This window comes from Pseudomonas sp. MYb118 (assembly GCF_040947875.1).
In the GTDB taxonomy this organism is placed as follows: Bacteria; Pseudomonadota; Gammaproteobacteria; order Pseudomonadales; family Pseudomonadaceae; genus Aquipseudomonas.
In genome coordinates this window covers 297,682-324,641 of record NZ_JBFRXN010000002.1, presented here as the reverse complement: position 1 = coordinate 324,641, position 26,960 = coordinate 297,682, and the positions used below count along the sequence as shown (strand labels likewise).

General features: G+C 62.6%; 20 protein-coding genes and 2 pseudogenes. 14 read left to right on the top strand and 8 right to left on the bottom strand.

The window, feature by feature from the left end:
- Positions 1 to 9 precede the first annotated feature (9 nt).
- The 6 genes from ABVN20_RS07300 to ABVN20_RS07275 all read right to left on the bottom strand — a co-directional run bounded on the left by ABVN20_RS07300 (position 10) and on the right by ABVN20_RS07275 (position 7,949).
- The gene (locus ABVN20_RS07300; RefSeq protein ID WP_368554882.1) at positions 10 to 2,148 is read right to left on the bottom strand and encodes a methyl-accepting chemotaxis protein; all 2,139 of its coding nucleotides are present in this window, start codon (positions 2,146 to 2,148) and stop codon (positions 10 to 12) included.
- A 281-nt stretch (positions 2,149 to 2,429) separates the two neighbouring features.
- Positions 2,430 to 2,825: a YbaN family protein gene (locus tag ABVN20_RS07295; RefSeq protein ID WP_368554881.1), complete on the bottom strand. Its 396-nt coding sequence runs from the start codon at positions 2,823 to 2,825 to the stop codon at positions 2,430 to 2,432.
- Positions 2,826 to 2,960: 135 nt separating this feature from the next.
- Positions 2,961 to 3,560 carry a biliverdin-producing heme oxygenase gene (locus tag ABVN20_RS07290; RefSeq protein WP_368554880.1) on the bottom strand — a complete coding sequence of 200 codons (600 nt, stop codon included), beginning with the start codon at positions 3,558 to 3,560 and terminating at the stop codon, positions 2,961 to 2,963.
- Positions 3,561 to 3,672: 112 nt separating this feature from the next.
- Positions 3,673 to 6,264, bottom strand: a complete 2,592-nt coding sequence (locus tag ABVN20_RS07285; protein WP_368554878.1) for a TonB-dependent receptor — start codon at positions 6,262 to 6,264, stop codon at positions 3,673 to 3,675.
- A 120-nt stretch (positions 6,265 to 6,384) separates the two neighbouring features.
- Positions 6,385 to 7,350 (bottom strand): FecR family protein, encoded by a 966-nt coding sequence (locus ABVN20_RS07280; RefSeq protein ID WP_368554876.1) that lies wholly within the window; start codon positions 7,348 to 7,350, stop codon positions 6,385 to 6,387.
- Positions 7,351 to 7,430: 80 nt separating this feature from the next.
- A complete protein-coding gene (locus ABVN20_RS07275; protein WP_368554875.1) occupies positions 7,431 to 7,949 on the bottom strand; it encodes an RNA polymerase sigma factor in 519 nt (172 codons plus the stop codon).
- Positions 7,950 to 8,596: 647 nt separating this feature from the next.
- Here ABVN20_RS07275 and ABVN20_RS07270 point away from each other — a divergent pair.
- Positions 8,597 to 8,704, top strand: a pseudogene (locus tag ABVN20_RS07270) (outer membrane lipoprotein carrier protein LolA); the annotation flags it as partial.
- Positions 8,705 to 8,726: 22 nt separating this feature from the next.
- Here ABVN20_RS07270 and gap read toward each other — a convergent pair.
- Positions 8,727 to 9,728 carry a type I glyceraldehyde-3-phosphate dehydrogenase gene (gap, locus tag ABVN20_RS07265; protein WP_368554874.1) on the bottom strand — a complete coding sequence of 334 codons (1,002 nt, stop codon included), beginning with the start codon at positions 9,726 to 9,728 and terminating at the stop codon, positions 8,727 to 8,729.
- Between the two features lie 219 nt (positions 9,729 to 9,947).
- On the opposite strand from gap, the gene edd reads away from it, so the two are divergent.
- From edd to ABVN20_RS07210, 11 genes and pseudogenes are all read left to right on the top strand, one after another.
- Positions 9,948 to 11,774 carry a phosphogluconate dehydratase gene (edd, locus tag ABVN20_RS07260; protein ID WP_368554873.1) on the top strand — a complete coding sequence of 609 codons (1,827 nt, stop codon included), beginning with the start codon at positions 9,948 to 9,950 and terminating at the stop codon, positions 11,772 to 11,774.
- Positions 11,771 to 12,720: pseudogene (locus tag ABVN20_RS07255) on the top strand (glucokinase). Before edd ends, ABVN20_RS07255 begins: the two are co-directional and overlap by 4 nt.
- 195 nt (positions 12,721 to 12,915) lie before the next feature.
- A complete protein-coding gene (locus tag ABVN20_RS07250) occupies positions 12,916 to 13,644 on the top strand; it encodes a response regulator (protein WP_368554872.1) in 729 nt (242 codons plus the stop codon).
- The gene (locus ABVN20_RS07245) at positions 13,634 to 15,103 is read left to right on the top strand and encodes an ATP-binding protein (RefSeq protein WP_368554871.1); all 1,470 of its coding nucleotides are present in this window, start codon (positions 13,634 to 13,636) and stop codon (positions 15,101 to 15,103) included. The genes ABVN20_RS07250 and ABVN20_RS07245 overlap by 11 nt, the downstream gene beginning before the upstream one ends.
- Positions 15,104 to 15,331: 228 nt before the next feature.
- Complete coding sequence (locus ABVN20_RS07240) at positions 15,332 to 16,591, top strand: AGE family epimerase/isomerase (RefSeq protein WP_368554870.1); 1,260 nt, start codon at positions 15,332 to 15,334, stop codon at positions 16,589 to 16,591.
- Between the two features lie 118 nt (positions 16,592 to 16,709).
- Positions 16,710 to 18,002 carry an ABC transporter substrate-binding protein gene (locus ABVN20_RS07235; RefSeq protein ID WP_368554868.1) on the top strand — a complete coding sequence of 431 codons (1,293 nt, stop codon included), beginning with the start codon at positions 16,710 to 16,712 and terminating at the stop codon, positions 18,000 to 18,002.
- A gap of 161 nt (positions 18,003 to 18,163) precedes the next feature.
- A complete protein-coding gene (locus ABVN20_RS07230) occupies positions 18,164 to 19,072 on the top strand; it encodes a carbohydrate ABC transporter permease (protein ID WP_368554867.1) in 909 nt (302 codons plus the stop codon).
- A complete protein-coding gene (locus tag ABVN20_RS07225) occupies positions 19,065 to 19,910 on the top strand; it encodes a carbohydrate ABC transporter permease (protein WP_368554866.1) in 846 nt (281 codons plus the stop codon). Before ABVN20_RS07230 ends, ABVN20_RS07225 begins: the two co-directional genes overlap by 8 nt.
- A gap of 4 nt (positions 19,911 to 19,914) precedes the next feature.
- Positions 19,915 to 21,075: an ABC transporter ATP-binding protein gene (locus ABVN20_RS07220; RefSeq protein WP_368554865.1), complete on the top strand. Its 1,161-nt coding sequence runs from the start codon at positions 19,915 to 19,917 to the stop codon at positions 21,073 to 21,075.
- 174 nt (positions 21,076 to 21,249) lie between these two features.
- The gene (locus tag ABVN20_RS07215; protein ID WP_368554864.1) at positions 21,250 to 22,596 is read left to right on the top strand and encodes a carbohydrate porin; all 1,347 of its coding nucleotides are present in this window, start codon (positions 21,250 to 21,252) and stop codon (positions 22,594 to 22,596) included.
- Positions 22,597 to 22,713: 117 nt separating this feature from the next.
- On the top strand, positions 22,714 to 23,568 hold the full coding sequence (locus ABVN20_RS07210; RefSeq protein ID WP_368554863.1) for a D-hexose-6-phosphate mutarotase: 855 nt from the start codon (positions 22,714 to 22,716) through the stop codon (positions 23,566 to 23,568).
- 127 nt (positions 23,569 to 23,695) lie between these two features.
- On the opposite strand, the gene ABVN20_RS07205 is transcribed toward ABVN20_RS07210, so the two are convergent.
- Complete coding sequence (locus tag ABVN20_RS07205) at positions 23,696 to 24,556, bottom strand: MurR/RpiR family transcriptional regulator (protein WP_368557677.1); 861 nt, start codon at positions 24,554 to 24,556, stop codon at positions 23,696 to 23,698.
- A gap of 226 nt (positions 24,557 to 24,782) precedes the next feature.
- Here ABVN20_RS07205 and zwf point away from each other — a divergent pair, with 226 nt between their 5' ends.
- Together zwf and pgl are read left to right on the top strand one after the other, a co-directional pair.
- Positions 24,783 to 26,252: a glucose-6-phosphate dehydrogenase gene (gene zwf, locus ABVN20_RS07200; RefSeq protein ID WP_368554862.1), complete on the top strand. Its 1,470-nt coding sequence runs from the start codon at positions 24,783 to 24,785 to the stop codon at positions 26,250 to 26,252.
- Positions 26,239 to 26,952, top strand: coding sequence for a 6-phosphogluconolactonase (gene pgl / locus ABVN20_RS07195; RefSeq protein ID WP_368554861.1), 714 nt, complete (start codon positions 26,239 to 26,241; stop codon positions 26,950 to 26,952). The genes zwf and pgl overlap by 14 nt, the downstream gene beginning before the upstream one ends.
- Positions 26,953 to 26,960 lie beyond the last annotated feature (8 nt).

The window sequence follows — 26,960 nt, the reverse complement described above, 5'->3', positions numbered from 1 at the left end:
GGGGTGGGATCACACCCTGAACTGATCCATCAACTTCATCTGCTGGGTGGTCAGGGCGTTGAGTTGGCTGCTGATTTGCGCCGATTCGGTGGCCTGGCCGGTCAGGGTTTCGGTGACGGTGCGGATCGCCGAGACGTTGCGGTTGACCTCTTCGGCCACGGCGCTTTGCTGTTCGGCGGCGCTGGCGATTTGCAGGTTCATGTCGCTGATCACCGTGACCGCGTCGCTGATCTTGCTCAGGGCCTGTACCGCCTGCTGGATCTGCCCGGCGTTACTGTGGGCCTGGGTCTGGCTCGAGTGCATGGTGGCGACCACGCCACGGGTGCCGCTCTGGATGCGTTCGATCACCAGGCGGATTTCCTCCACCGAGTCCTGGGTGCGCTTGGCCAGGTTGCGCACTTCATCGGCCACCACCGCAAAACCGCGACCGCTTTCGCCGGCCCGTGCCGCTTCGATGGCGGCGTTGAGGGCCAGCAGGTTGGTCTGCTCGGCGATGCTGCGGATGACTTCCAGCACCGAACCGATCTGCTCGCTGTTGACCGCCAGTGCCTCGACTTCGGTCACGGCCCTGCTGACTTCATCGGCCAGCTGATTGATGTCGCGGGTGCTGCGCTCGATGATCGACATGCCATCGCGGGCCGACTGATCAGCGCCCTTGGCGGCATTGGCCGCGTTGGAGGCGCTGTTGGCGACGTCGTGGGCGGTGGCGCTCATTTCGTTGGACGCGGTGGCCACCTGGTCGATTTCGCGGAACTGCACCTGCATGCCTTCGCTGGTCTGGCGGGCAATCTCCGAAGACTGGTCGGCGGTGCCGCGGGCGTCGTTGATGCTCTGCTTGATCTGCGCGATGGTCGGCTGCAATTTGTCGAGGAAGCGGTTGAACCAGCTGACCAGTTCGCCCAGCTCGTCTTTCTTGCTGTAGTGCAGACGCTGGGTCAGGTCGCCGTCACCGCTGGCGATTGCCTTGAGCATCTGCGCCACGCTGTTGATCGGCCGGGTCACGCCCGAGGCCGTCAGCCAGATCAGCAACAGGCCGACCAGGCCGGCCGCGATGGCCACCAGTACCGCCTGGATCGTGCCGGTCTGCTGGGCGTCATCGAGCACCGCCTGCAACTTCACCGAGTCGGCCAGCAGCACTTGCTTGGGCAGGTCGATCACCACGCCCCAGGCCTTGGCGTCGGCAATCGGGCTGACCGGGAATACCGCGCGAATCAGGTCGCCCTGTTGCAGGATCGCAGGCTTGCTGGAGCCCAGTGCTTGCAGAATGTCCTTGCCTTCAGCACCCAGGGTGTCGCTGATGTTCTTACCGACCTTGCTGGCATCGACACTGTACGCCGCGAGCACGCCGCTGCCGGAGACGATCAGCATGTGCCCGGCGTTGTTGAACAGCTCGCGCTGGGAATCGACGGCCGCCGCTTGCAGCGCATCGAGGGCGATGTCGATGCCGACCACGCCGATGGACTTGCCGTTCACCAGCAGTGGCAGGGAAATGGTGGTCATCAGCATTTCCTTGCCATTGACCGTGTCGGCATACGGGTCGAGCAGGCAGGTGCGCTGGGTGTCGCGAGGGCAGGTGTACCAGATGTTGTATGGCGTGCCGTTGATGTTCTGGGTGGTTTTGGTCATGTCGTCTTCGACCATGATCGTGTTGGCCCCCTCGCCACCGGCACGGCTCCAGTACGTGGCGAAACGACCGATCTCGTTGGACTGGCGGGCGGCGTCATTGACGAATTCGCTGTCCTTGCCATCCAGGCCATTGGGCTCGAACGCCAGCCAGATGCCCAACACTCCGGTGTTGCGCTCGAACGCGGTTTTCAGGCGCTGGTTCAACTCTTCACGCACGGCGCCTGCTTCCAGCGAGCGCTTGGCCGCCATGCTGCGCATGTCCTTGATCTGATCGGCCAGCGCAGTCACCACCAGCAGGCTTTCGCCGAAGGTCTTCTGCACGCGCACCGCTTGCTCGGCCGCCTTGGTCTGCAGCAGTTCCTGAACGCTGTCGGTGAGCATTTTGCTGCTGGCAGCACTGACCAGTTCATCGTTCTGGTTGGTCTGGTAGAAGTTCATGCTGACGATCAGCACGACCACGCCCAGCAGGCACAGGCCGGAGAGCAGGACGATTTTCAGGCGAATGGACAGGGAGTCGAACATGGGGCGAACTCGAGGAGGAATGGAGTAATGGCGATGGGTCCAAGCCTGACCCGATTCGCCGAGTCCATTCAGCGCCATTGACTGCACATCGGCGCGGCCTGAAGGGAAATGAGGCGGCTGCCGACGAACGGTCATGGTTAAACGTTTGCGTGGGGGAAAGCCCTGAAAAGGCTTATAAAACAGGAGAAATACGCGGTGTATTGCGAGGGCGAGCAGGTGCCGAAAGCCAAGATGCCTGTGCGCTGAAACGGATCATGAAACGGGAAAATACGTGGTGGGATTCAGCAGGTTTGCGGTGCGGATTCCGGGCGGGACCAGATCCACAGATTGCCCAGGCTCATGCCTGCGATGGCGAGGTAGATCGGCCAGCCGTGGTCGAGCATCACCAGCATCAAGCCGGCACACAGCAGCATGCTGACGGTGGCGCTGACCTTGGCGCGGCGCGCGATGATCTTGCCGTTGCGCCAGTTATGCAGGATCGGCCCGAACAGCCGGTGGTTTTCCAGCCAGGCACTCAAGCGCGGCGAACTGCGGGTGGCGGCCCAGGCGGCGAGCAGGATGAACTCGGTGGTCGGCAGGCCAGGCACGACAATGGCCACCAGGCCGATGGCGAGGCTGGTGTAGGCGAGGGCGCCGTAGAGGACGCGGGCGAGTCTGGAGTGTGCAGGCATGGGCATATTTTTATCGTCGTCCCCGATCCCCGGCCCCTGTAGGAGCGAGCTTGCTCGCGATGGTGTGTCAGTCGACATCTACGTATCTGACACTCCCATCGCGAGCAAGCTCGCTCCTACAGTACAGAGGCGGGTCTAGGTTCAGGCCAGTTCAGTGGCGTAAGCCTGCTCCAGCAACACGGTGAACCGGTTGAACGCGTCGATGGCGCCCTTGTCCAGTTCGGCTTCTTCCTGGGCGCTGAACTCCAGTTCGTCGAGGGTCTTGACGAAGTTTTTCCAGCCCTGCGCACGGCCGCCGGCCGGTTCGCCGAGGTGGCGGGCGCCGAAGGTTTCGCTCAGGCCCAGGCCGACAGCGCGCTTGATCAGGAACGCCGCGCCCAGTTTCGAGCCTTCGGACACGAACAGCCAGCCCAGCGCCTCGGCCTTGCTCGGGTTGTTCACCGCGCCCGCTACCGGGGCCGGCACCTCGGTGTCGAGGTCGGCCAGGTCGGCCTTGGCCGCTTCGGCGCGGCAGCGTTCTGGCAGGTCAGGAACGATAGCGGTCAGCTCGGCATCGTTGTACAGCGCCACCAGTTCCGACTGGAACAGGTACTGCGCCACCACGAAGCGGGCGAAATTGGCCTGGGTCTCGAACGGTGCGTGGGCCTTGACCAGGGCGTCGAGCTTGCTGTGCGGCTCGTGGGTGATCTGGTTCAAGCGCTGCGAACGCAGGGCAGGGCGTTGGGTGTCCTGGGTAGTCATGGGAATTCCTGGAAGAAGAGGGGCACTTGGTAACGAGACGAACAAGAAGACGCCTCACAGTAAAAAAACCTCACTGTGCCTGGAATAAATCCGCACAGTGAGGTCGGCAGGATCAGATGTCCCAGACCAGATTGACCGCGAAGTTGCGACCCGGCTGGGTCAGGCGATCGAGGTTGGCTGGTTGCGTCACCGAGGCTTCGCCGACGTTGTCGTAGCCGCGCACGTCATCCCACAGCCAGTACTTCTTGTCGGTCAGGTTGTAGACCCCGCCGCTGACGGTCACGTCGTCGGTCACCTTGTAGTACGCGCTCAGGTCCAGCACGCCAAAGCCCGGCGTCTTGAACTGGCTGCTGACACCGTCAGGCGATTTGAAGTTGCTGTCGTCGACGCGGTCCTTGCGCTTGACCAGGGTCCAGCTGAGCAGGCCACCGTAGTTGTCCTGGTCGTAACCCAAGCCGAACACGCCGGTCAGCGGGTTGACGCTGTTGATCGGCTCGCCATTGTCGTTGTTGCGACCGTAGGCATAGGCCACCGAGCCTTGGGTGTAGAGGCCCTGCGGCGCGCCGAAGGCGTCGAGGTTCAGGCGGCCCTTGATCTCGGCACCCTTGATGGTGGCGTGCTTGATGTTGGCGCTCTGGAAGGTCGGTTCGTCGTAGCCCGGAGTGACCGCGTCCTCGTTGATGAAGTCGCGATACTTGTTATAGAACACCGCCACATCGAAGGAGCCCTGCTCGAAGTTGCCGCGCAGGCCGGTTTCATAACCCTGGCTTTTTTCCGGCTCCAGGTCCGGGTTCGGTTCTACGCGATAACCGGCGGCGGTGTTGTCGAAACGCCCGTACAGCGCTTTGGCGGTGGGCGTGCGGAAGCCTTCGGCGTACTGGCCGTACCAGGTGTAGTTATCGTTGAAGTCGTAGGTCACGCCGAACTTGGGCGAGACTTTTTCCCAGGTCTTCTTGTCGTTGGGGACGGTGCCTCGGCCATCGGCGGCCACGGTGTTGAGGAACTCCTGGGTGATGTGCGGCTTGAGTTCGGTGTAGTCGTAGCGCAGGCCCGGGGTGAAGGTCCATTTATCCCAACGGATCTGGTCCTGGGCGAACAGGCTGTAGGTGTTGATGGTCGGGTCCGGGAAGTCGCTGGATTTCACCAGCAGGTCTGCCGGGCTGGCGGCGCCTGCTGCGGTACAACGTACGCCCGCTGCCAGGCAGATGCCGTTGCCGCTGCGCGAGCCGGTGACTTCCTGCTGCTTGATCGTGGTGCCATAGGTCAGCAGGTGGTCGGTGTCGGCAATGCTGAACGCCTTGTCCAGTTGCGCATCGAACACCCATTGTTTTTCTTCGTACAGCGTCTCGCGGGTGCGCAGCACTCGACGGGTGATCGGGTAGTAGAACTCCTCGGTGCTCTGATCGGTCTTGGCGATCTGGTAGTTGAGGCTCCACTTCACGTTGTCCGCCAGCAGGCTGTCGAGGGCGAAGTTGTGCTCGATGCCGAAACGCTCACGGCTGATGGTGTCGTTGCCGTTACGCCACTGGTACATGCCGCCCGGCAGCACGTTGCTCGGGATGGTTGGTTTGCCGGCGTTGTACGGGCCGCCATAGGCGCTTTTCTGATCGGTATCGCGGTCGTCCTTGTACTTCTCGTAGACCAGACCCAGGCGCGAGTCTTCGTTGTAGTTCCAGCCGATCTTGGCCAGCACGTTGTAGGTCCGTACGTCTTCCGGGTTGGCTTCGGTGCGGGTCAGGCCGGTGCTGTTGTTGCTGCCGTAGGATTCGGTCTCGTGGCCGTCGCGCTGGCTGTAGTGCAGCAGGCCGTCGAACTGCTCGGCGCGGCCGGCGACGGTGGCCGACTTGAGCCAGCTGTCATCGGCCGAGCTGTAACCGGTCTTCAGGCGTGCGCCGACGTCCTGGCCGGGCTTGATGATGTCATCCGGGTCGAGGGTGAAGTAGCTGACCGCGCCGCCGATGGCGTTGCTGCCGTACAGCACCGAGGCCGGGCCACGAAGAATTTCCACGCGTTTGATGATTTCCGGGTCAACGTAGTTACGCTGACTCTTGGCGTAGGGGCCGTTGAAGAAACCGTTGGGAATTTCCACGCCGTCGACCTGCGTCAGCACACGGTTACCGTCGATACCACGGATGTTGTAACCGCTGATGCCGCCACGGGTGCCGGTGCCGCCGACCGAAACGCCCGGCTCATAGCGCACCAGGTCCTTGATGGTGTTGACGTTGTTGCGGTCCAGCTCTTCGCGGGTGTGCACGGTGACGGTGCTGGGCACGCTGTTCACGCTCTGCTCGTTACGCGTGGCGCTGATGGTCACCTGTTGCAGGTTGAGGGTGCCGGCACTGGTGCGACGTTCGAGCACGATGTTGTTGTTGCCCAGCTTGCGGTAGCTCAGGTTGGTCCCCACCAACAGGCGCTCCAGGGCTTTTTCCGGCGGCAGCGAACCGCGTACGCCCGGCGAGGACACGCCCTGCGCCAGCTCGGCGGAAAAACCGACCTGCCAGCCGGTGACGCTGGTGAAGGCATTGAGTGCCGAAACCAGTGGCTGTTGCGCGATGGCGAAGTTGTAGTCGCCCATGCTGCGGGCTGGCTGCTCGGCGGCGGTCGCGGCCAGCAGTGGCGCGCTGCCGGCCATCAGGATGGCAGCGGTCAGCAGGGACAGCACGCGGGACGGTGAGGAAGAGGCGCAGGTAAGGCGAGAGGACATTGATAGTGCTCCGTGTCGCACGTTGTTATAGGTGCAGATAGGCATCCGAGGATGCGAATCAATTGCATTGGCTATAACGAGACGTACGGGCTGGAGCTATCGAGTAAAAATAATTCTCATTCAGTTCAAAATAACCAGCGCCGGGAATTCCTGCAGCCGTGCGGAAGTGATGTGCGCCAGCGAACGGACCACGTCCAGCGGCTGATCGAGGCGGTAATTGCCGGTGACCGTAACGTCGGCCAACTGCTCGTTGGTGTTGATGATGAAGCCCGGGTAATAGCGGCGCAGTTCGGCGAGCACCTGGCTCAGTGGGCAGTTTTCGAACACCAGGCGACCCTGGACCCAGGCCAGGTCCGTGGCGGCATCGAGCTTGGCCGGGCGGTCGAAACCGTTGGGGCCGATGCGGATGCTTTCGCCGGCGGACAGGCGAATGCGTGCATCGTCGCGGGTCGCGCGCAGGTCGACGTCGCCGCGCTGCACCCGCACCTGCGCCACACCATCGAGGTAGCGCACGGCGAAGGCGGTGTCGTGCACGCTGGCCTTGACGGGGCCTGCGTCGATTTCCAGCGGCTGGCCCTGGTGGGCGGGCACCTCGAAAAACGCCTCGCCCTGATACAGGCGGGCGACGCGCTGACGGTCGTTGATGGTGCTGGAAAACGCCGAATTGGTATTGAGCAGGACTTTCGAGCCGTCCTCCAGTTGCACACGCTGGCGCTCACCGACCACCGTCAGGTGATCGGCCTGCAGGCGCATGGGCAGGTTGCTGAAACTGAACAGGCCAAGGATCAGCACCGCGGCGGTGGCCAACGGTTTCCAGTGCGGGCGCAGGCGCGTCAGCACGCTGACCTTGGGCGGTCGGGCGGCGAGGGTTTGCGCACATTCCACCACTTGCGGGCCATTCCACACGGCCTGGGCCTTGGCAAAGGCTTCGGCGTGCAGGGGCGAGGCAGCCAGCCATTGGCTGAATTGCTGGCTCTGCTGCGCGCTTGGACTCTCCATCACGATCAGCCAGTCCAGGGCCTGGTCCATCGCGCTTGCGGAGTCCTGCGCGGGAGGCGGCGCAGAAGTGTGGTGGATGTCCGTCACGGTGTTTCCTCGCAGTGTCTATGCACGGCTGTTTTATGAGTGAAGCCTGAAAGTGGCCAAGGGTAGCAAAGCCCGCGGGCTCAGTCGTTGTTCAAGCGTTCGGCGACGCCGACGCAGATGGCCATGATCAGCTTCAGTTCCTTCTGCACGGTGCTCAGCGACACGTCGAGCTTCTCGGCGATTTCCAGGTAACTGTGCCCGTGCAGGCGGCTGAGGATGAAGATCTGTTGCTGACGGCTGCTGAGTTGACTGAGGCTCACATTCAAACGCTCCAGCAATTGTTTGGCATGGGCGGCGTCCTCGGCACTGCTGACCGGCGCGGCGACGCTTTCGACCACATCCGGCGGGACGTCGTCTAGCATCGTGCGCGACTGGATGCGGCGCGCGCGCAGATGGTCCAGCGCCAGGTTGCGGGCGGTCTGGAAAACGAAAGGTTCCAGATGGTCGATGGGCCGCTCGCTGAGTGCCCGTGTCACGCGCAGGTAGGTCTCCTGCAACAGGTCTTCGGCGGTGCTGTGATTGTTGACCATCCGCTCCAGCGTGCGCAGCAGCGAAACCCGCTGGGCGATGAAGACGTGATTGAAGCGCGATTGACTCACGGGGGGACCTGATCCATTTCGAGTGAATGATAATGCTTATCATCCGCTGGGTTGGTCAAGTGGGGATTTGTATTAACAATGTTGGAATGGCGACCTGATTTCCCATAACACCACCGTCCCTGTGGGAGCGGGCTTGCTCGCGATGGCGGCCTTACGGTGTACATATCCGTTTCTGCGGGTGCGGCGGCTTAAGGTTCCGCCCTTACGGCGTGTGACTTTGAAGTCCTGTAGGAGCGAGCTTGCTCGCGATGACGGCCTCGCGGTGTACACATCCGTTTCTGCGGGTGCGGCGGCTTAAGGTTCCGCCCTTACGGCGTGTGACTTTGAAGTCCTGTAGGAGCGAGCTTGCTCGCGATGACGGCCTCGCGGTGTACACATCCGTTTCTGCGGTAACGGCGACTAATGGTTCCGCCCTTACGGCGGGTTACTTTGTCGCGCCAAAGTAACCAAAACGCCTGGCCCCTGACGTACGGCCCTTCGCTGGCGCTCCGGGTTCCCTCGCTCCGGTCCTGCTCCGTGGGCCCGCCGCCATCGGCCATCCTTGGCCGAGGGCGGCTAACCCGGCATCCATGCCGGGTTGCCCACTGCGCAGAACCTCCACTCGGCCTTCCGACGGGGCAATCTGCGGCGCCTGTGGGATCGCGGTTTTGCTTTCTGTAGGAGCGAGCTTGCTCGCGACGGTCGTCAACGATGACGCTGGCAGCCTGACACCCCGCGGTGTCTGGGCCTCCATCGCGAGCAAGCTCGCTCCTACAGGGGGCGGTGTGGGCCGGTTTTTTACTCGGCGTTACACAGCGCCAGGCAGTTGTCGAGCATCCGGTTGGAGAAGCCCCATTCGTTGTCGTACCAGGCCAGCACCTTGAGCAGTTTGCCGTTGGCCTTGGTGTGGTTGGCGTCGAAGATCGACGACAGCGGGTTGTGGTTGAAGTCGCTGGAGACCAGCGGCAGGGTGTTGTAGCCGAGGATCTTGGAATGCTGGCTGGCCTGCTTGAGCAGGTCGTTGACTTCCTCGGCCGTGGCTTCGCGCTTGAGCTGCACGGTCAGGTCCACCAGCGACACGTTGATCACCGGCACGCGCACCGCCATGCCGGTCAGCTTGCCCGCCAGTTCCGGCAGCACCAGGCCGACCGCTTCGGCGGCGCCAGTCTTGCTCGGGATCATGTTCTGCGTGGCCGAGCGCGCACGGTACGGGTCGGTGTGGTAGACGTCGGTCAGGTTCTGGTCGTTGGTGTAGGCGTGGATCGTGGTCATCAGGCCACTTTCGATGCCCAGCTCGCGATGCAGCACCTGGGCCACCGGGGCCAGGCAGTTGGTGGTGCACGAAGCGTTGGAGATGATCTGGTGCGACTGGCGCAGGATGTCGTGGTTGACGCCGTAGACCACCGTGGCGTCGGCGCCTTTGGCCGGGGCCGAGATGATCACTTTGCGGGCGCCGGCCGTAAGGTGCGCCGCTGCCTTGGCCCGGTCGGTGAACAATCCGGTGCATTCGAACACCACGTCGATTTTTTCCGCGGCCCAGGGTAGCTCGGCCGGGTTGCGGATGGCGCTGACCGCAATACGGTCACCATTGACGGTCAGGCTTTCCTGATCGTGCTGGACATCGGCATCGAACGTGCCGTGAACGGTGTCGTACTTGAGCAAGTGCGCGTTGATCGCGCTGTCGCCCAAATCGTTGATGGCAACGATCTGCAAATCCTGACGGTAGCCCTGGGTATACAGTGCGCGCAGCACGTTGCGGCCGATGCGGCCAAAACCATTGATTGCGATTCGAAGAGTCATTTACAGGGCCGCCGTCGATTTGTTGTTGGAATTACAAGATTATTCGCAAAAAAATAGAAAACAAGCCTTTTTAGTGGCAATATTTTATTCAATCTACAACGAGTGACCTGAATCAACTGGTCCGAATGATCAACAAAACCGTCCGTCATCTCATCGACACCGGTATTTGGTCAGCATAGACAATCAGGTCGCCACATCCGTTAGCCTGGAGTTCTACACATGCATCCCCGCGTCCTAGAGGTCACCGAACGGCTTATCGCTCGCAGTCGTGCCACCCGTGAGGCTTACCTTGCGCTCATTCGCGGTGCCGCCAGCGACGGTCCGATGCGCGGCAAGCTGCAATGCGCCAACTTCGCCCACGGCGTGGCCGGTTGCGGCAGCGAGGACAAGCACAGCCTGCGGATGATGAACTCCGCCAACATCGCAATTGTTTCGTCATATAACGACATGCTTTCGGCGCACCAGCCGTACGAAGTGTTCCCGGAACTGATCAAGAAGGCCCTGCGCGAAATCGGTTCGGTCGGCCAGTTCGCCGGTGGCACCCCGGCCATGTGCGATGGCGTGACTCAGGGCGAGCCGGGCATGGAGCTGAGCCTGCCGAGCCGCGAAGTGATCGCGCTGTCTACCGCGGTGGCGCTGTCGCACAACATGTTCGACGGTGCGCTGATGCTCGGCATCTGCGACAAGATCGTGCCGGGCCTGATGATGGGCGCGCTGCGTTTTGGCCATCTGCCGATGGTGTTCGTGCCCGGCGGGCCGATGGTCTCGGGGATTTCCAACAAGCAGAAAGCCGACGTGCGCCAGCGCTATGCCGAAGGCAAGGCCACCCGCGAAGAGTTGCTCGAGTCGGAGATGAAGTCCTACCACAGCCCTGGCACCTGCACCTTCTACGGCACGGCCAACACCAACCAGTTGCTGATGGAAGTCATGGGCCTGCACCTGCCGGGCGCTTCTTTCGTCAACCCGAACACACCGCTGCGCGATGCCCTGACCCGCGAGGCGGCGCACCAGGTCACGCGCCTGACCAAGCAGAACGGACAATTCCTGCCGATCGGTGAAATCGTCGACGAGCGCTCGCTGGTCAACTCTATCGTCGCCCTGCACGCCACCGGCGGCTCGACCAACCACACCCTGCACATGCCGGCCATCGCCATGGCGGCGGGTATCCAGCTGACCTGGCAGGACATGGCCGACCTCTCCGAAGTGGTGCCGACCCTCAGCCACGTCTACCCGAACGGCAAGGCCGACATCAACCACTTCCAGGCGGCGGGCGGCATGTCGTTCCTGATCCGTGAGCTGCTGGAGGCCGGCCTGCTGCACGAAAACGTCAACACCGTGATGGGTCACGGCCTGAGCCGCTACACCCAGGAGCCGTTCCTCGATAACGGCGAGCTGGTCTGGCGCGAAGGCGTCACCGAAAGCCTCGACGAAACCATCCTGCGCCCGGTGGCCCGCGCGTTCTCGCCGGAAGGCGGGCTGCGGGTGATGGAAGGTAACCTCGGTCGCGGGGTGATGAAGGTTTCCGCCGTGGCCCTGGAAAACCAGATCGTCGAAGCGCCGGCCATGGTGTTCCAGGATCAGCAGGATCTGGCCGATGCGTTCAAGGCCGGTTTGTTGGAGAAGGACTTCGTCGCGGTGATGCGCTTCCAGGGGCCGCGCTCCAATGGCATGCCCGAGCTGCACAAGATGACGCCGTTCCTGGGCGTGTTGCAGGACCGCGGCTTCAAGGTCGCGCTGGTCACCGACGGGCGCATGTCCGGGGCCTCGGGGAAAATCCCGGCGGCCATTCACGTCAGCCCCGAAGCCTACGTGGGCGGTGCTTTGGCGCGGGTGCAGGAGGGCGATATCATCCGCGTCGATGGCGTCGAGGGCACTCTAGAGCTTAAGGTAGACGCCGAAGAATTCGCAGCACGCACGCCGGCCAAGGGGTTGCTGGGCAACAACATCGGCACCGGGCGCGAGCTGTTCGGTTTCATGCGCATGGCTTTCAGCTCCGCAGAGCAGGGGGCCAGCGCCTTCACTTCTGCCCTGGAGACGCTTAATTGAAACTGGCTTTGGTCGGTGACATCGGTGGGACCAACGCACGTTTCGCGTTGTGGAAAAACCAGCAGCTGGAATCGGTCCAGGTCCTGGCGACGGCCGATCATGCCAGCCCGGAAGAGGCCATCGCCCTCTACCTGGGCGGGCTCGGGCTGGCGTTGGGTTCGATCGGTTCGGTGTGCCTGTCGGTGGCGGGCCCGGTGGGGGGGACGAGTTCAAGTTCACCAACAATCACTGGCGCCTGAGCCGCAATGCGTTCTGCCAGACCCTGCAAGTGGACCAGTTGCTGCTGGTCAACGACTTCTCGGCCATGGCGCTGGGCATGACCCGTTTGCAGCCCGGCGAATTCCGCGTGGTCTGCGAAGGCACGCCGGAGCCGTTGCGCCCGGCGGTGGTGATCGGCCCCGGCACGGGCCTGGGGGTTGGTACCTTGCTTGACCTGGGCGCGGGGCGTTTCGCCGCCTTGCCGGGGGAGGGTGGTCACGTCGACCTGCCCTTGAGCAGCCCACGGGAAACCCAGTTGTGGCAGCACCTGTTCAATGAGATCGGCCACGTCAGCGCGGAAACTGCCTTGAGTGGCGGCGGCTTGCCGCGTGTCTATCGGGCGATCTGCGCGGTGGATGGGCACGAGCCGGTGCTCGACACCCCGGAAGCCATCACCGCCGCCGGCCTGGCGGGCGACCCGATCGCCCTGGAAGTGCTGGAGCAGTTCTGCTGCTGGCTCGGTCGCGTGGCCGGCAACAACGTGCTGACCACCGGCGGGCGCGGTGGCGTGTACATCGTCGGTGGCGTGATCCCGCGTTTTGCCGACTTCTTCCTCGAAAGCGGCTTTGCCCGCTGCTTCGCCGACAAGGGCTGCATGAGCGATTACTTCAAGGGCATACCGGTGTGGCTGGTGACGGCGCCGTATTCCGGTTTGGTCGGCGCGGGAGTGGCTCTCGAACAAGCCTGATCAACACCCCGCCCTGTAGGAGCGAGCTTGCTCGCGATGGCGTTAAGTCAGTCGCCATCTGTTTATCTGGCACACCGCTATCGCGAGCAAGCTCGCTCCTACAGTGGAGTCGTGTCGTGATGTGTTGTGCAGTGTTTGCAAGGTCAGCGCTTAAGGCATAATCCGCCCCAATTCAAACAACAAGGACGCCGCCCCGTGAGCTCAGCCAGGTCGATATTGTTGGTCGATGACGATCAAGAGATACGCGAGTTGCTGGACACCTACCTGACCCGCGCGGGTTTTCAGGTGCGGACCACGCCCGACGGCGCCGGTTTTCGCCAGGCCTTGAACGACGCGCCGAGCGATCTGGTGATCCTCGATGTGATGCTGCCCGACGAAGACGGTTTCAGCCTGTGCCGCTGGATCCGCCAGCATCCGCGCCAGGCGCAGGTGCCGATCATCATGCTGACCGCCAGCTCCGACGAAGCCGACCGCGTCATCGGCCTGGAGCTGGGCGCCGACGATTACCTGGGCAAACCCTTCAGCCCCCGCGAATTGCAGGCCCGCATCAAGGCCTTGCTGCGGCGTGCGCAGTTCGGCCAGGAACGTTCCGGTGGCGAAGTGCTGGCCTTCGATGACTGGCGACTGGACATGGTCAGCCATCGGCTGTTCCACACCGATGGCGAGGAAGTGATTCTCTCCGGCGCCGATTTTGCCCTGCTCAAACTGTTCCTCGATCACCCCCAGGAAATTCTCGACCGCGACACCATCGGCAACGCCACCCGTGGCCGCGACCTGATGCCGCTCGACCGCATCGTCGACATGGCCGTCAGCCGCCTGCGCCAGCGCCTGCGCGATACGGAAAAGCCACCGCGGCTGATTCGCACCGTGCGCGGCAGTGGCTACCAGTTGGCGGCCAATGTGGTTGCCAGCAATGGTCACTGAGTTTTTCCGCAGGCTGGCCAGCAAGGTCCCCGTGCCGCGTTCGTTGCTCGGGCGGATGTTGCTGCTGACGCTGTTGGCGGTGTTGTTCGCCCAGGCGTTGTCGAGCGTGATCTGGGTCTCGCAGTTGCGCGCCACCCAGCTCGAAGGCCTGGTCACCAGCGCCCGCAGCCTGGCGCATTCGATGACCGCCAGTGTCAGTTACCTGCGCTCGTTGCCGGTGGCCTATCGCCCGTTGGTGCTCGACCAGTTGCGCAGCATGGGCGGCACGCGGTTCGTGGTGACCCTCAACGACAAACCCTTGGGCATGGAAGTGCTGCCGACCACGCCGCGCAAACTGGCGGTGATGAAAGCCGTGGACGAAGTGCTGCGCCAATCCCTGGGGCTGGACACGGACATCTCGGTGTCGTTCGTCAGTCCCGAAGACCTGCGCATTTTCAACGGCGGCCTGAAACTCGACGAGCTGCCACGCTCCTGGGCGCACTACGCGTTGACCCTGGAGCCGGTGAATCCGCCGGTGCTGGTAACGCAGATCCAGATGGCACCGGGCGAATGGCTGTACATCGCCTCGCTGCTGCCCGAGCCCTACACCAGCCTGGAAGAACAGGGCCTGCCGGCGCAGCAGGTGTGGTTCATCATCCTCACCAGCGGTTTTCTGCTGTTGTTCATCGGCCTGTTGGTGCACTGGCAGAGCCGGCCGCTCAAGCGCCTGGCGCGGGCGGCGCGGGAAATGTCGCTGGGTGCGGACGTCGAGCCGGTGGCCCAGGGCGGTGGCAGCGAAGTGGTGGAAGTGGGCCGCGCGTTCAATGCCATGCGCGAGCGCATCAGCCGTTACCTGACCGAACGCGCGCAGTTGTTCAGCGCGATTTCCCACGACCTGCGCACGCCCATCACTCGCCTGCGCCTGCGTGTCGAGCTGCTCGAAGACGAGAAATTGCAGGCCAAGTTCGGCCGTGACCTGGATGAGCTGGAGCTGCTGGTCAAGGGCGCGCTGCAATGCGTGAAAGACACCGACATCCACGAGAACATCGAGCCGGTGGACCTCAACCATGTGCTCGACTGCCTGGTGGAACCTTACCTCGCACCCCAGGGCAATGGCCGCGTGACCCAGCACGGTCGAGCCCTGGCGGCTTACCCCGGCAAACCGCTGGCGCTCAAGCGCTGCATCGGCAACCTGATCGACAATGCGCTCAAGTACGGGCAGAACGCGCACCTGCATATCGACGATGACGAGAACGCGTTTGTCCTGCACGTCGATGACGAAGGGCCGGGTGTGCCGGAACAGCGCCTGGAGCAGGTGTTCGAACCGCACTTCCGCCTGGCCGGGCAGCAGCAGGGCTATGGCTTGGGCCTGGGGATCGCCCGCAACATTGCCCACAGCCATGGCGGTGAAGTCAGCTTGCAGAACTTGCGTGAGGGTGGGTTGCGGGTGACCTTGCAGTTGCCTCGCAGTGCTGACTAGATAGACCGCGTTATCGTTCTTCGCGAGCAGGCTCGCTCCCACAGTGGACTAGTGCATGACACAGCTCCCCTGTGGGAGCGAGCCTGCTCGCGATAGCGTCAGCCCATTCAACACATCCTTAAACAGCCAATGTCACAGATCGGTGACATTCCCCACCCCCTTCGTTACAAGCCCGCCCACCCCCGTTGTTTAGACTGCCCGCAATCAAAACAACAAAAAAGGCAGCCCATGGACACCTCGCAAATCCCCGGCGGCAGCTGGCTCAAGGCCCCGGCGCACCAGCAATGGCTGGCCGATGAAGGCCTGCGCCTGCTGGCGTTCGCCAAGGCTTCGAAGCTCGCCGAAGGCTTTGGCAACCTGGATGAAAAAGGCCGGTTGCCGGCCGATGCCCAGGCCGAAACGATGAACACCGCGCGCATGACCCACAGCTTCGCCATGGCGCACATCCAGGGCTTGCCCGGCTTCGCCGAACTGGTGGACCACGGCGTCCAGGCGTTGCTCGGTCCGCTCAGGGATGCCCGCCACGGCGGCTGGTTCGCGGTGGCCGAGCACCGCGATGGCAACACCGGCAAGAATGCCTACCTGCACGCCTTCGTGGCCCTGGCCGCAAGCTCCGCGGTGGTCGCGCAACGGCCCGGCGCCCAAGCCTTGCTCGATGAGGCGATCGCCATCATCGACCGGTATTTCTGGAGCGAGGAGGAGGGCGCCATGCGCGAATCCTTCAACCGCGACTGGACTGACGAAGAAGCCTATCGCGGTGCCAACAGCAACATGCACGCCACCGAAGCCTTCCTCGCCCTGGCCGATGTCACCGGTGATCAGCGCTGGTTGAACCGCGCGCAGCGCATCGTCGAACGGGTGATCCATGGTCACGCCGCCGCCAATGGCTACCTGGTGGTCGAGCACTTCGACCGCGACTGGCAGCCGTTGCGCGAGTACAACCACGACAACCCCGCCGACGGTTTCCGCCCCTACGGCACCACGCCCGGGCACGGTTTCGAATGGGCGCGGCTGGTGCTGCACCTGGAGGCCGCACGAGGCCAGGCCGGCATGCTGACGCCGGGCTGGCTGGTCACCGACGCGCAGCAACTGTTCGCCCAGAACTGCCGCCATGGCTGGGACATCGACGGCCTGCCGGGCATCGTCTACACCCTCGACTGGGACAATCGCGCCGTGGTGCGTCACCGCCTGCACTGGACCCATTGCGAAGCCAGCGCCGCGGCCAGTGCGTTGCTCAAGCGCACGGGCGAGGCGCAGTACGAAACCTGGTACCGACGATTCTGGGAGTTTTGCGAGCAGCATTTCATCGACCGTTGTGATGGCAGCTGGCATCACGAACTCGACCCGCAAAACCGCCCGAGCGCCGATATCTGGGGCGGCAAACCCGACCTCTATCACGCCTGGCAAGCCGTGCTGATCCCGCGCCTGCCCCTGGCGCCAAGCATGGCGACCGCTCTGGCTGAGGTGTCCCAAGGCATTTCCATGTAACCATACGGTGACATTCACGCGTCCCTTCGTTACCTGCGAGGGGAATGCTCCTGTTTAAAATCCCATGCAGCGCAAGCACCAGACTTGCAATGCATAACAACAAGAAAGGTACTTCTAGATGAATGCGATTTCTCGCCTCGCTACTGTCATTTCTATCGCCTCCCTGTTCCCGCTGACTGCACTGGCCGACGCTACCAAAGGTTCCGTGGAAGTCGTTCACTGGTGGACGTCTGGTGGTGAGAAAGCAGCGGTCGATGTGCTCAAGGCCCAAGTCGAAAAAGACGGCTTCACCTGGAAGGACGGCGCCGTCGCTGGCGGTGGCGGTTCGACTGCCATGACCGTTCTGAAAAGCCGCGCCGTCGCCGGCAACCCACCGGGTGTGGCCCAGATCAAGGGCCCGGACATCCAGGAGTGGGGCAGCACCGGCCTGCTCGCCACCGACACCCTGAAAGACGTCGCCAAGGCGGAAAAATGGGATGAACTGCTGTCGAAGAAAGTCTCCGACACGGTGAAATACGAAGGCGATTACGTGGCCGTGCCGGTGAACATCCACCGCGTCAACTGGCTGTGGATCAACCCGGAAGTGTTCAAGAAAGCCGGGATCGAAAAAGCCCCGACCACCCTCGAAGAGTTCTACGCCGCTGGCGACAAGCTCAAGGCCGCCGGCTTCATCGCGCTCGCCCACGGTGGCCAGCCATGGCAGGACAGCACCGTGTTCGAAGACGTGGTGCTCTCGGTCATGGGCGCCGACGGTTACAAGAAAGCCCTGGTGGACCTCGACCAGAAAACCCTGGCCAGCGCCGACATGACCAAGGCATTCACCGAGCTGAAAAAGATCACCACCTACATGGACCCCAACCGTGCCGGTCGTGACTGGAACATCGCGGCGGCCGACGTCATCAACGGCAAGGCCGGCATGCAGATGATGGGTGACTGGGCCAAGAGCGAATGGACCGCCGCCAAGAAAGTCGCCGGCAAGGACTACCAGTGCGTAGCGTTCCCGGGCACCGACAAGTCGTTCACCTACAACATCGACTCGCTGGCGGTGTTCAAGCTCAAGGCCGATCGCAAGGGTGACATCGCCGCACAGCAGGACCTGGCCAAGGTCGCGCTGGGCACCGATTTCCAGAAGGTCTTCAGCATCAACAAAGGTTCGATCCCGGTTCGTACCGACATGCTCAATGACATGGACAAACTCGGTTTCGACTCCTGCGCACAAACCGCCGCCAAGGACTTCCTGGCGGACGACAAGACCGGCGGCCTGCAACCGAGCATGGCGCACAACATGGCCACTTCCCTGGCCGTGCAAGGCGCGATCTTCGACGTGGTCACCAACTTCATGAACGACAAGGACGCCGACCCGGCCAAGGCCAGCGCGCAATTGGCCTCGGCGGTCAAAGCGGCGCAGTAACGCTCCTACTTTGAGTACCCCATGTGGGAGCGAGCCTGCTCGCGATAGCTGACTGACATTCACCATTGATGTCGACTGATACACCGCTATCGCGAGCAGGCTCGCTCCCACAAAAGAGGGGCAGCTCCTGTGACCTTTACTTCTTCACCTGGATTATCCCGATGAGCTCTGTGGCGGTTTTCAGCAAAGCCTCACCGTTCGATGCGCTGCAGCGCTGGTTACCCAAGTTGGTACTCGCGCCGAGCATGCTGATCGTGCTGGTTGGCTTCTACGGTTACATCATCTGGACGTTCGTTCTGTCCTTTACCAATTCCAGCTTCATGCCGAGCTACAAGTGGGTCGGCCTGCAGCAATACATGCGCCTGATGGACAACGACCGCTGGTGGGTCGCGAGCAAGAACCTCGCGGTCTTCGGTGGCCTGTTCATCGGCATCAGCCTGATCCTCGGCGTGTTCCTCGCCGTGCTGCTCGACCAGCGCATTCGCAAGGAAGGCTTCATCCGCACGGTTTACCTGTACCCGATGGCGCTGTCGATGATCGTCACCGGTACCGCCTGGAAATGGCTGCTCAACCCGGGCCTGGGCCTGGACAAGATGCTGCGTGACTGGGGCTGGGAAGGCTTTCGCCTGGACTGGCTGGTGGATCAGGATCGCGTGGTCTACTGCCTGGTGATTGCTGCCGTGTGGCAGGCCTCCGGGTTTGTCATGGCGATGTTTTTGGCCGGCCTGCGCGGTGTCGATCAGTCGATCATCCGTGCCGCGCAGGTCGACGGTGCGAGCCTGCCGACCATCTACCTGAAGATCGTCCTGCCGAGCCTGCGCCCGGTGTTCTTCAGCGCCTTCATGATTCTGGCGCACATCGCGATCAAGAGCTTCGACCTGGTGGCGGCGATGACCGCCGGTGGCCCTGGCTACTCGTCCGACCTGCCGGCGATGTTCATGTACTCCTTCACGTTCAGCCGTGGCCAGATGGGCATCGGTTCGGCCAGTGCCATGCTGATGCTCGGCGCCGTGCTGACCATCCTCGTGCCGTACCTGTACTCCGAGCTGCGAGGCAAACGTCATGACTGATCAACTCGGCAAACCGAAGCTGGGCTTCAGCCGCATCGCCATCTACGCCACCTTGCTGCTGGCAGCGGCGGTGTACCTGGTGCCGCTGGTGGTGATGCTGCTGACCAGCTTCAAGACCCCGGAAGACATCCGCACCGGCAACCTGTTGAGCTGGCCGGCGGTGATCGACGGCATCGGCTGGATCAAGGCCTGGGACGTGGTCGGCGGCTACTTCTGGAACTCGGTGAAAATCACCGTGCCGGCCGTGCTGATCTCCACGTTCATCGGCGCCATGAACGGCTACGTGCTGTCGATGTGGCGTTTCCGTGGTTCGCAACTGTTCTTCGGCCTGTTGCTGTTCGGCTGCTTCCTGCCGTTCCAGACCGTGCTGTTGCCGGCCTCGTTCACCCTCGGCAAGTTCGGCCTGGCCAACACCACCACCGGCCTGGTGCTGGTGCACGTGGTCTACGGCCTGGCGTTCACCACGCTGTTCTTCCGTAACTACTACGTGAGCGTGCCGGATGCCCTGGTGAAGGCGGCGCGCCTGGATGGCGCGGGCTTCTTCACGATCTTCTGGAAGATCCTGCTGCCGATGTCGATCCCGATCGTGATGGTCTGCCTGATCTGGCAGTTCACCCAGATCTGGAACGACTTCCTGTTCGGCGTGGTGTTCGCCAGCGGCGATGCCCAGCCAATAACCGTGGCCCTCAACAACCTGGTCAACACCAGCACCGGGGCCAAGGAATACAACGTTGATATGGCCGCCGCGATGATCGCCGGGCTGCCGACACTGCTGGTCTACATATTCGCTGGCAAGTATTTCCTGCGTGGGCTGACGTCCGGCGCGGTCAAGGGGTAGAAACATGGCAACTCTCGAATTACGCAACGTCAACAAGACCTACGGCGCCGGTTTGCCGGACACCCTGAAAAACATCGAGCTGAAGATCAACGACGGGGAATTCCTGATCCTGGTCGGCCCGTCGGGTTGCGGTAAATCCACGCTGATGAACTGCATCGCCGGCCTGGAAACCATCAGCGGCGGCGCGATCCTGGTGGACGACGCCGACATCAGCGGCATGAGCCCCAAGGATCGCGACATCGCCATGGTGTTCCAGTCCTACGCGCTGTACCCGACCATGAGCGTGCGCGACAACATCGCTTTCGGCCTGAAGATTCGCAAGATGCCGACCGCCGAGATCGACGAGGAAGTCGCCCGCGTCGCCAAGCTGTTGCAGATCGAACACTTGCTGGGCCGCAAGCCTGGCCAGCTCTCCGGCGGCCAGCAACAGCGGGTGGCGATGGGCCGCGCTCTGGCACGGCGGCCGAAGATCTACCTGTTCGACGAACCGCTGTCCAACCTCGACGCAAAGCTGCGGGTCGAGATGCGCACCGAAATGAAACTGATGCACCAGCGCCTCAAGACCACCACCGTCTACGTGACCCACGACCAGATCGAAGCGATGACCCTGGGTGACAAGGTGGCGGTGATGAAGGACGGCATCATCCAGCAGTTCGGCACGCCCAAGGACATCTACAACAACCCGGCCAACCTGTTCGTGGCGAGCTTCATCGGTTCGCCACCGATGAACTTCATTCCCCTGCGTTTGCAGCGCAAGGACGGTCTCCTGCTGGCCCTGCTCGACAGCGGCCAGGCCCGCTGCGAACTGCCGCTGGGCATGCAGGACGCCGGCCTCGAAGACCGCGAAGTGATCCTCGGCATCCGCCCGGAACAGATCGCCCTGGCCGCCAGCGACAGCAACGGTCTGCCGACCATTCGCGCCGAAGTACAGGTCACCGAGCCGACCGGGCCCGACACCCTGGTGTTCGTCAATCTCAACGACACCAAAGTCTGCTGCCGCCTGGCCCCGGACGTGGCACCGCAGGTGGGCGAGACCCTGACCCTGCAATTCGATCCGTCGAAGGTGCTGCTGTTCGACGCCAAGAGCGGGGAGCGTTTGGGGGTGGCGGGGGTGCCACATACCGATACCCGGACCGCCAACGTCACTCAGTTCAAGGGCCGCTGAAGATCAAAGAAAACTGTGGGAGCGAGCCTGCTCGCGATGGAGTGTCAGTCGACATCGATGTAGCTGCAAGGACATCGCGAGCAAGCCCGCTCCCACAGGGAAATCGTGGGGCCTGCCTAAACCGTTGTAACCGCGTTAAACAAAGTTAATAACAATAAAACGAGGAATGTAGGGATGAAGAAGAACAAAAACGCCCAGTTGATCTGCCAGTTATCGGCAGTCGCGGCAATGATGCTGGCCGGTAGTGTCCAGGCGGCTGACGCGTTCGCCGCCGATTCCGAATGGATGACCGGTGACTGGGGTGGTGAGCGGACCCGGCTGATCGAGCAGGGGATCGACATCAAAATGGACTACGTCGGTGAAGTGGGCGGCAACCTGCACGGTGGCTACAACAACGACAAGACCGCACGTTACTCCGACCAGTTCGGCCTGGGCGCGGCGCTGGACCTGCAAAAACTGTTGGGCTGGGACAACACCCAGGCCAAGATCCAGCTGACCAACCGTAACGGCGAAAACATTTCCAACGACCGTATCGGCGACCCGCGCGCCGGCACCCTCAGCTCCTCCCAGGAAGTCTACGGCCGTGGCCACATGGTTCGCCTGACTCAACTGTGGATCAAGCACCAGTTCTTCGACGGCAAGCTGGACGTCAAGGCCGGTTACTTCGGCGAAGGCGAAGACTTCAACACCTTCCCGTGCGAATTCCAGAACCTGGCGTTCTGCGGCTCCCAGGTGGGTAACTGGGCGACCAACATCTGGTACAACTGGCCCGTCAGCCAGGCGGCGATTCGCGTCAAGTACAACATCTCGCCGGAGTTCTATGCGCAGATCGGTGCGTACAACCAGAACCCGTCGCAGCTGGAACACGGCAACGGCTTCAAGCTCAGCGGCAGTGGCACCAAGGGTACCGTCCTGCCGGTGGAACTGGTCTGGCTGCCTAACCCGAACAACCTGCCGGGCGAGTACCGTGTCGGTTACTACAAGAGCACGGCCGATGCCAATGACGTGCGCGAAGACATCAATGGCGATGACGCAGCCACCAGTGGCAACGCCTACCGCAGTCACAGCAGCAAGCACGGCTACTGGTTCGTCGCGCAGCAACAGCTCACCAGCCACAACGGCGATGCGTCCCGTGGCCTGACCCTGTCCGCCAACGCGACCTTCCACGACAAGGACACCAACATCGTCGACAACTATCAGTCGCTGATGCTGGTGTACAAGGGCCCGTTCGATGCACGTCCAAAAGATGACGTCGGTATCGGTTTCGCCCGTATCCATGTCAACGATGACGTGAAGAAAAACGCCGAGCTGACCAACGCCGCCAATGGCGTGGCCGACTACCAGGACCCACTGTTCTCGCCACTGCGCGAGACCGAGTACAACTACGAAATCAACTATGGTTTCCACGTGACCAACTGGCTCACCGTGCGTCCGAACCTGCAATACATTACTCACCCAGGTGGTGTGGATGAAGTCGACAACGCGCTGGTCGCCGGTCTGAAAATTCAGTCGGTGTTCTAACGCTGTTGCGATAAGCTCCTCTCTATGTGCGCATTTTTGCGGACGGCCCAGGCTGTCCGCTTTTTTTTGGAGGGTGGCGCACCCAGGTGAAGATGACATTCAGGACCGTGGCACAACATGCATGAGCATCCGCTACAACGCTTCTTCAAATCCTTGCGCGCACGTCCCGTGTTTGCGTGGGAGCGCTATCAGAAGCGCGATGTGCTGGTGATCGACCACCCGCTATGCCAGGCGGTGTTCAGCCGGCAGGGCGCGCAATTGCTGCACTTCCAGCCCCGTGGGCAAAAGCCCTGGCTGTGGTGTGCGGCGCGCTGGCCACACGTGGGTGCCATTCGCGGCGGCGTGCCGGTGTGCTGGCCCTGGTATGGCCGGCATCCGAGTGAAAACGCCTGGCCGTCCCATGGCTGGGCTCGATTGCTCGACTGGAAACTGCTCGACAGCAGCCACGACGACGAAGGCGTGCGTCTGCACTGGCGCCTGGAGCTGTGCGACTGGCAGGTGGACCTGCATGCCCACCTGGGCGAACGCATGGATTTGCGCCTGAGCACCGAGCATCAGGACAGCCTGCCGTGCCAGTTGAGCCAGGCTTTGCACGCCTATTGGCGTATTGGTGACGTCGGTGAGGTAGCGCTGTCTGGGCTCGAAGGTGCGCAGGGTTACGACCAGCTCAACCGCCAGGTTTGCCAGCAGGAAGGCGAGTTGCGAGTGGATGGCGGCTGCCAGCGGGTGTTCCAGCACGAAGGCGAATTGCAGCTCAAGGACCATGCCTGGCAGCGCGCGTTATGCATCGACACCGGCGAGACGGCCGACACGGTGGTCTGGCATCCGGGCTCGCGCCCGCTGCTGGGGGTGAGCTGGGATGAGGTGTCGGAGTTTGTCTGTGTCGAGGCGGCCAGCGGTGGCACGGACAGTGTGTGCCTGAAGCCGGGGGAGAGGGCGCATTTGAGTTTGCAGGCGCGGGTGGGGGCTTAGGCTGCAATCTTCGGTGGGGCTGCTGGCCCTATCGCGAGCAAGCTCGCTCCTACAGGTGGATGCATTCCAAACTGTAGGAGCGAGCTTGCTCGCGATGAGGCCAGATCAGGCAATAAAAAACCTGACCTCAGTTGAACTCATCCCCCACCGGATACCGGCTCGCATTCAGGCTCTCCTTGATCTTGCGCAAATGCGGCTGGAAATCCACGCCACGGCGCAAGGTCATGCCGGTGGCCAGCACATCGAGCACGGTCAGTTGGATGATCCGCGAGGTCATCGGCATGTAGATGTCGGTGTCTTCCGGCAGCGGAATGTTCAGGCTCAGGGTGCTGGCCTTGGCCAGCGGTGAGTTCTCGGCCGTCAGGCCCAGCACCGAGGCGCCGTTTTCCCGGGCGATGCGCGCCACTTCCACCAGTTCGCGGGTGCGTCCGGTGTAGGAGATGATCACGAACAGCTCGCCGGTGTGCGCCACCGAGGCGATCATGCGTTGCATCAGCACGTCGGCGTGGGCGGTCACGGCCAGGTTGAAGCGAAAGAACTTGTGCTGCGCGTCCAGCGCCACCGGCGCCGAGGCACCCAGGCCAAAGAAGTGGATCTGCCGGGCCTGGATCAACAGGTCGACGGCGCGGCTGATCAGGCTCGGATCGAGGGCTTGCAGGGCGCTGTCGAGGGAGGCGATGGCACTGCCGAAAATCTTCTTGGTATAGGCTTCCGGGTTGTCGTCGGCTTCCACCGCACGGCTGACGTACGCGGCGCCGCTGGCCAGGCTCTGGGCCAGTTGCAGCTTGAGCTCGGGATAGCCGCTGACGCCGAACGAGCGGCAGAAGCGATTGACCGTCGGCTCACTGACCGAGGCGGCCTGGGCGAGGGCGGCGATGCTGAACCGGGTAGCCTGCTGTGGGTTCTGCAGGATCACCTCGGCGACTTTGCGCTCGGCCTTGTTCAGCTCTTCGAGGCGATTCTGGATCTGCTCCAGTAAATTTCGCACGCGGTCCATATAAGTATCCTTTACACCTGCGCCGAATAGGCGCGCGGCTATGCAAAATGGGCCTTTGATGAGGCCCGTCACGGTGGCCTATCCTACTGATGGCTCCGATTGACCACCACTCGGAATCTGCATTTTGCGAAAATGTTGTGGTTATTACTACATTTTCCCTTGAGTGATGCCTTGAAAAAAGGTATTTGTAGCTTAACTTGATAAAAGAACAAACATCATGCTCTCGATTACGGTTGAACCGTGCACTTTCGCCTTGTTCGGCGCCTTGGGCGACCTGGCCCTGCGCAAGCTGTTTCCTGCCCTGTATCAACTTGATGGCGCGGGCCTGCTGCACGAGGACACGCGGATCATCGCGCTGGCCCGTGAAGTGGGCAGCGAGCAGGAGCACCTGGCGTTCATCGCCTCCGAGCTGCGCCGCTACGTCGGTGCCAAGGAGCTGGACGAAGCGGTGGTCGAGCGCTTCCTCGCGCGCCTGAGCTACCTGCATGTCGATTTCCTCAAGCCTGAAGACTATGTGGCCCTGGCCGAATCGGCCGGCAGCGTCCAGCGCCTGATCGCCTACTTCGCCACGCCGGCGGCCGTCTACGGGGCGATCTGCGAGAACCTGGCGAAAGTCGGCCTGGCGGACAACACCCGCGTGGTGCTGGAGAAACCGATCGGCTCTGACCTGGAGTCCTCGCGCAAGGTCAACGACGCCGTCGCGCAGTACTTCCCCGAGAATCGCACGTACCGCATCGACCACTACCTGGGCAAGGAGACCGTGCAGAACCTGATCGCCCTGCGGTTCGCCAACAGCCTGTTCGAAACCCAGTGGAACCAGAACTACATCTCCCACGTGGAAATCACCGTGGCCGAGAAAGTCGGGATCGAAGGTCGCTGGGGTTACTTCGACAAGGCCGGCCAGCTGCGGGACATGATCCAGAATCACCTGCTGCAACTGCTCTGCCTGATCGCCATGGACCCGCCGGCCGACCTGTCCGCCGACAGCATCCGCGACGAGAAGGTCAAGGTGCTCAAGGCCCTGGCGCCGATCAGCCCGGAAGGCCTGACCACCCAGGTGGTGCGTGGCCAGTACATCGCCGGCTACAGCGAAGGCAAGCCAGTGCCGGGCTACCTCGAAGAGCCGAACTCCAACACCCAGAGCGACACCGAAACCTTCGTCGCACTGCGTGCCGACATCCGCAACTGGCGCTGGGCCGGCGTGCCGTTCTACCTGCGCACCGGCAAGCGCATGCCGCAGAAGCTGTCGCAGATCGTCATCCACTTCAAGGAACCGTCGCACTACATCTTCGCCCCGGAGCAGCGCCTGCAAATCAGCAACAAGCTGATTATTCGCCTGCAACCGGACGAAGGCATTTCGCTGCGGGTGATGACCAAGGACCAGGGCCTGGACAAGGGCATGCAACTGCGCAGCGGCCCGCTGCAATTGAATTTTTCCGACACCTGGCGCAGCGCACGGATCCCCGATGCCTACGAGCGGTTGTTGCTGGAAGTGATGCGCGGCAATCAGAACCTGTTTGTCCGTAAAGATGAAATCGAAGCCGCGTGGAAGTGGTGTGACCAGTTGATCGCCGGGTGGAAGAAGTCCGGCGATGCGCCCAAGCCGTACGCGGCGGGGTCGTGGGGGCCGATGAGCTCCATTGCACTGATCACGCGGGACGGGAGGTCGTGGTATGGCGATATCTGATTTGAAACTGCCCCAGGGCGTCAACGCCCATGGGTTCAAGAGCCCGGTGCTGCTGGCCGAGAGCCTGGCGCTGAACGTGGCCAAGCAATTGAGCGCCGCCATCGACGCCCAGGGCACCGCGACCCTGGTGGTGTCCGGTGGCCGCAGCCCGGTGGCGTTCTTCCAGCACCTGGCCAAGCAGGCGCTGGACTGGTCCAACGTGGTCGTGAGCCTGGCCGACGAGCGCTGGGTGCCGGTGGAGCACGCCGACAGCAATGCCGGCCTGCTCAAGAAATACCTGCTGCAGGGCCCGGCGGCCAAGGCACAGTTCCTCAGCCTGTACAGCGCGGCGGCCAACCTGGAACAGGCGGCCGAGCATGCCGATCGCCTGCTCTCGGAGCTGCCGGTGATCGACGTGCTGGTGCTGGGTATGGGTGACGACGGCCACACCGCCTCGCTGTTCCCCGGCAGCCCGAACCTGGCCGAAGCCCTGAAGGCCGATGGCACCCGTCGTTGCTACCCGATGATGGCGCCCACCGTGCCACGTCAGCGCCTGACCATGAGCCGCGCGCTGCTGGCCAGCGCCAAGCACAAGATTCTGTCGATTTCCGGTCAGTCCAAGCTGACTACCCTCGATACCGCACTGGCCGGTGACGATGTCGCCGCATTGCCGATTCGCGCGTTTCTGCAACCCACGTTAGAGATTTACTGGTGCCCATGAGCCAAGGA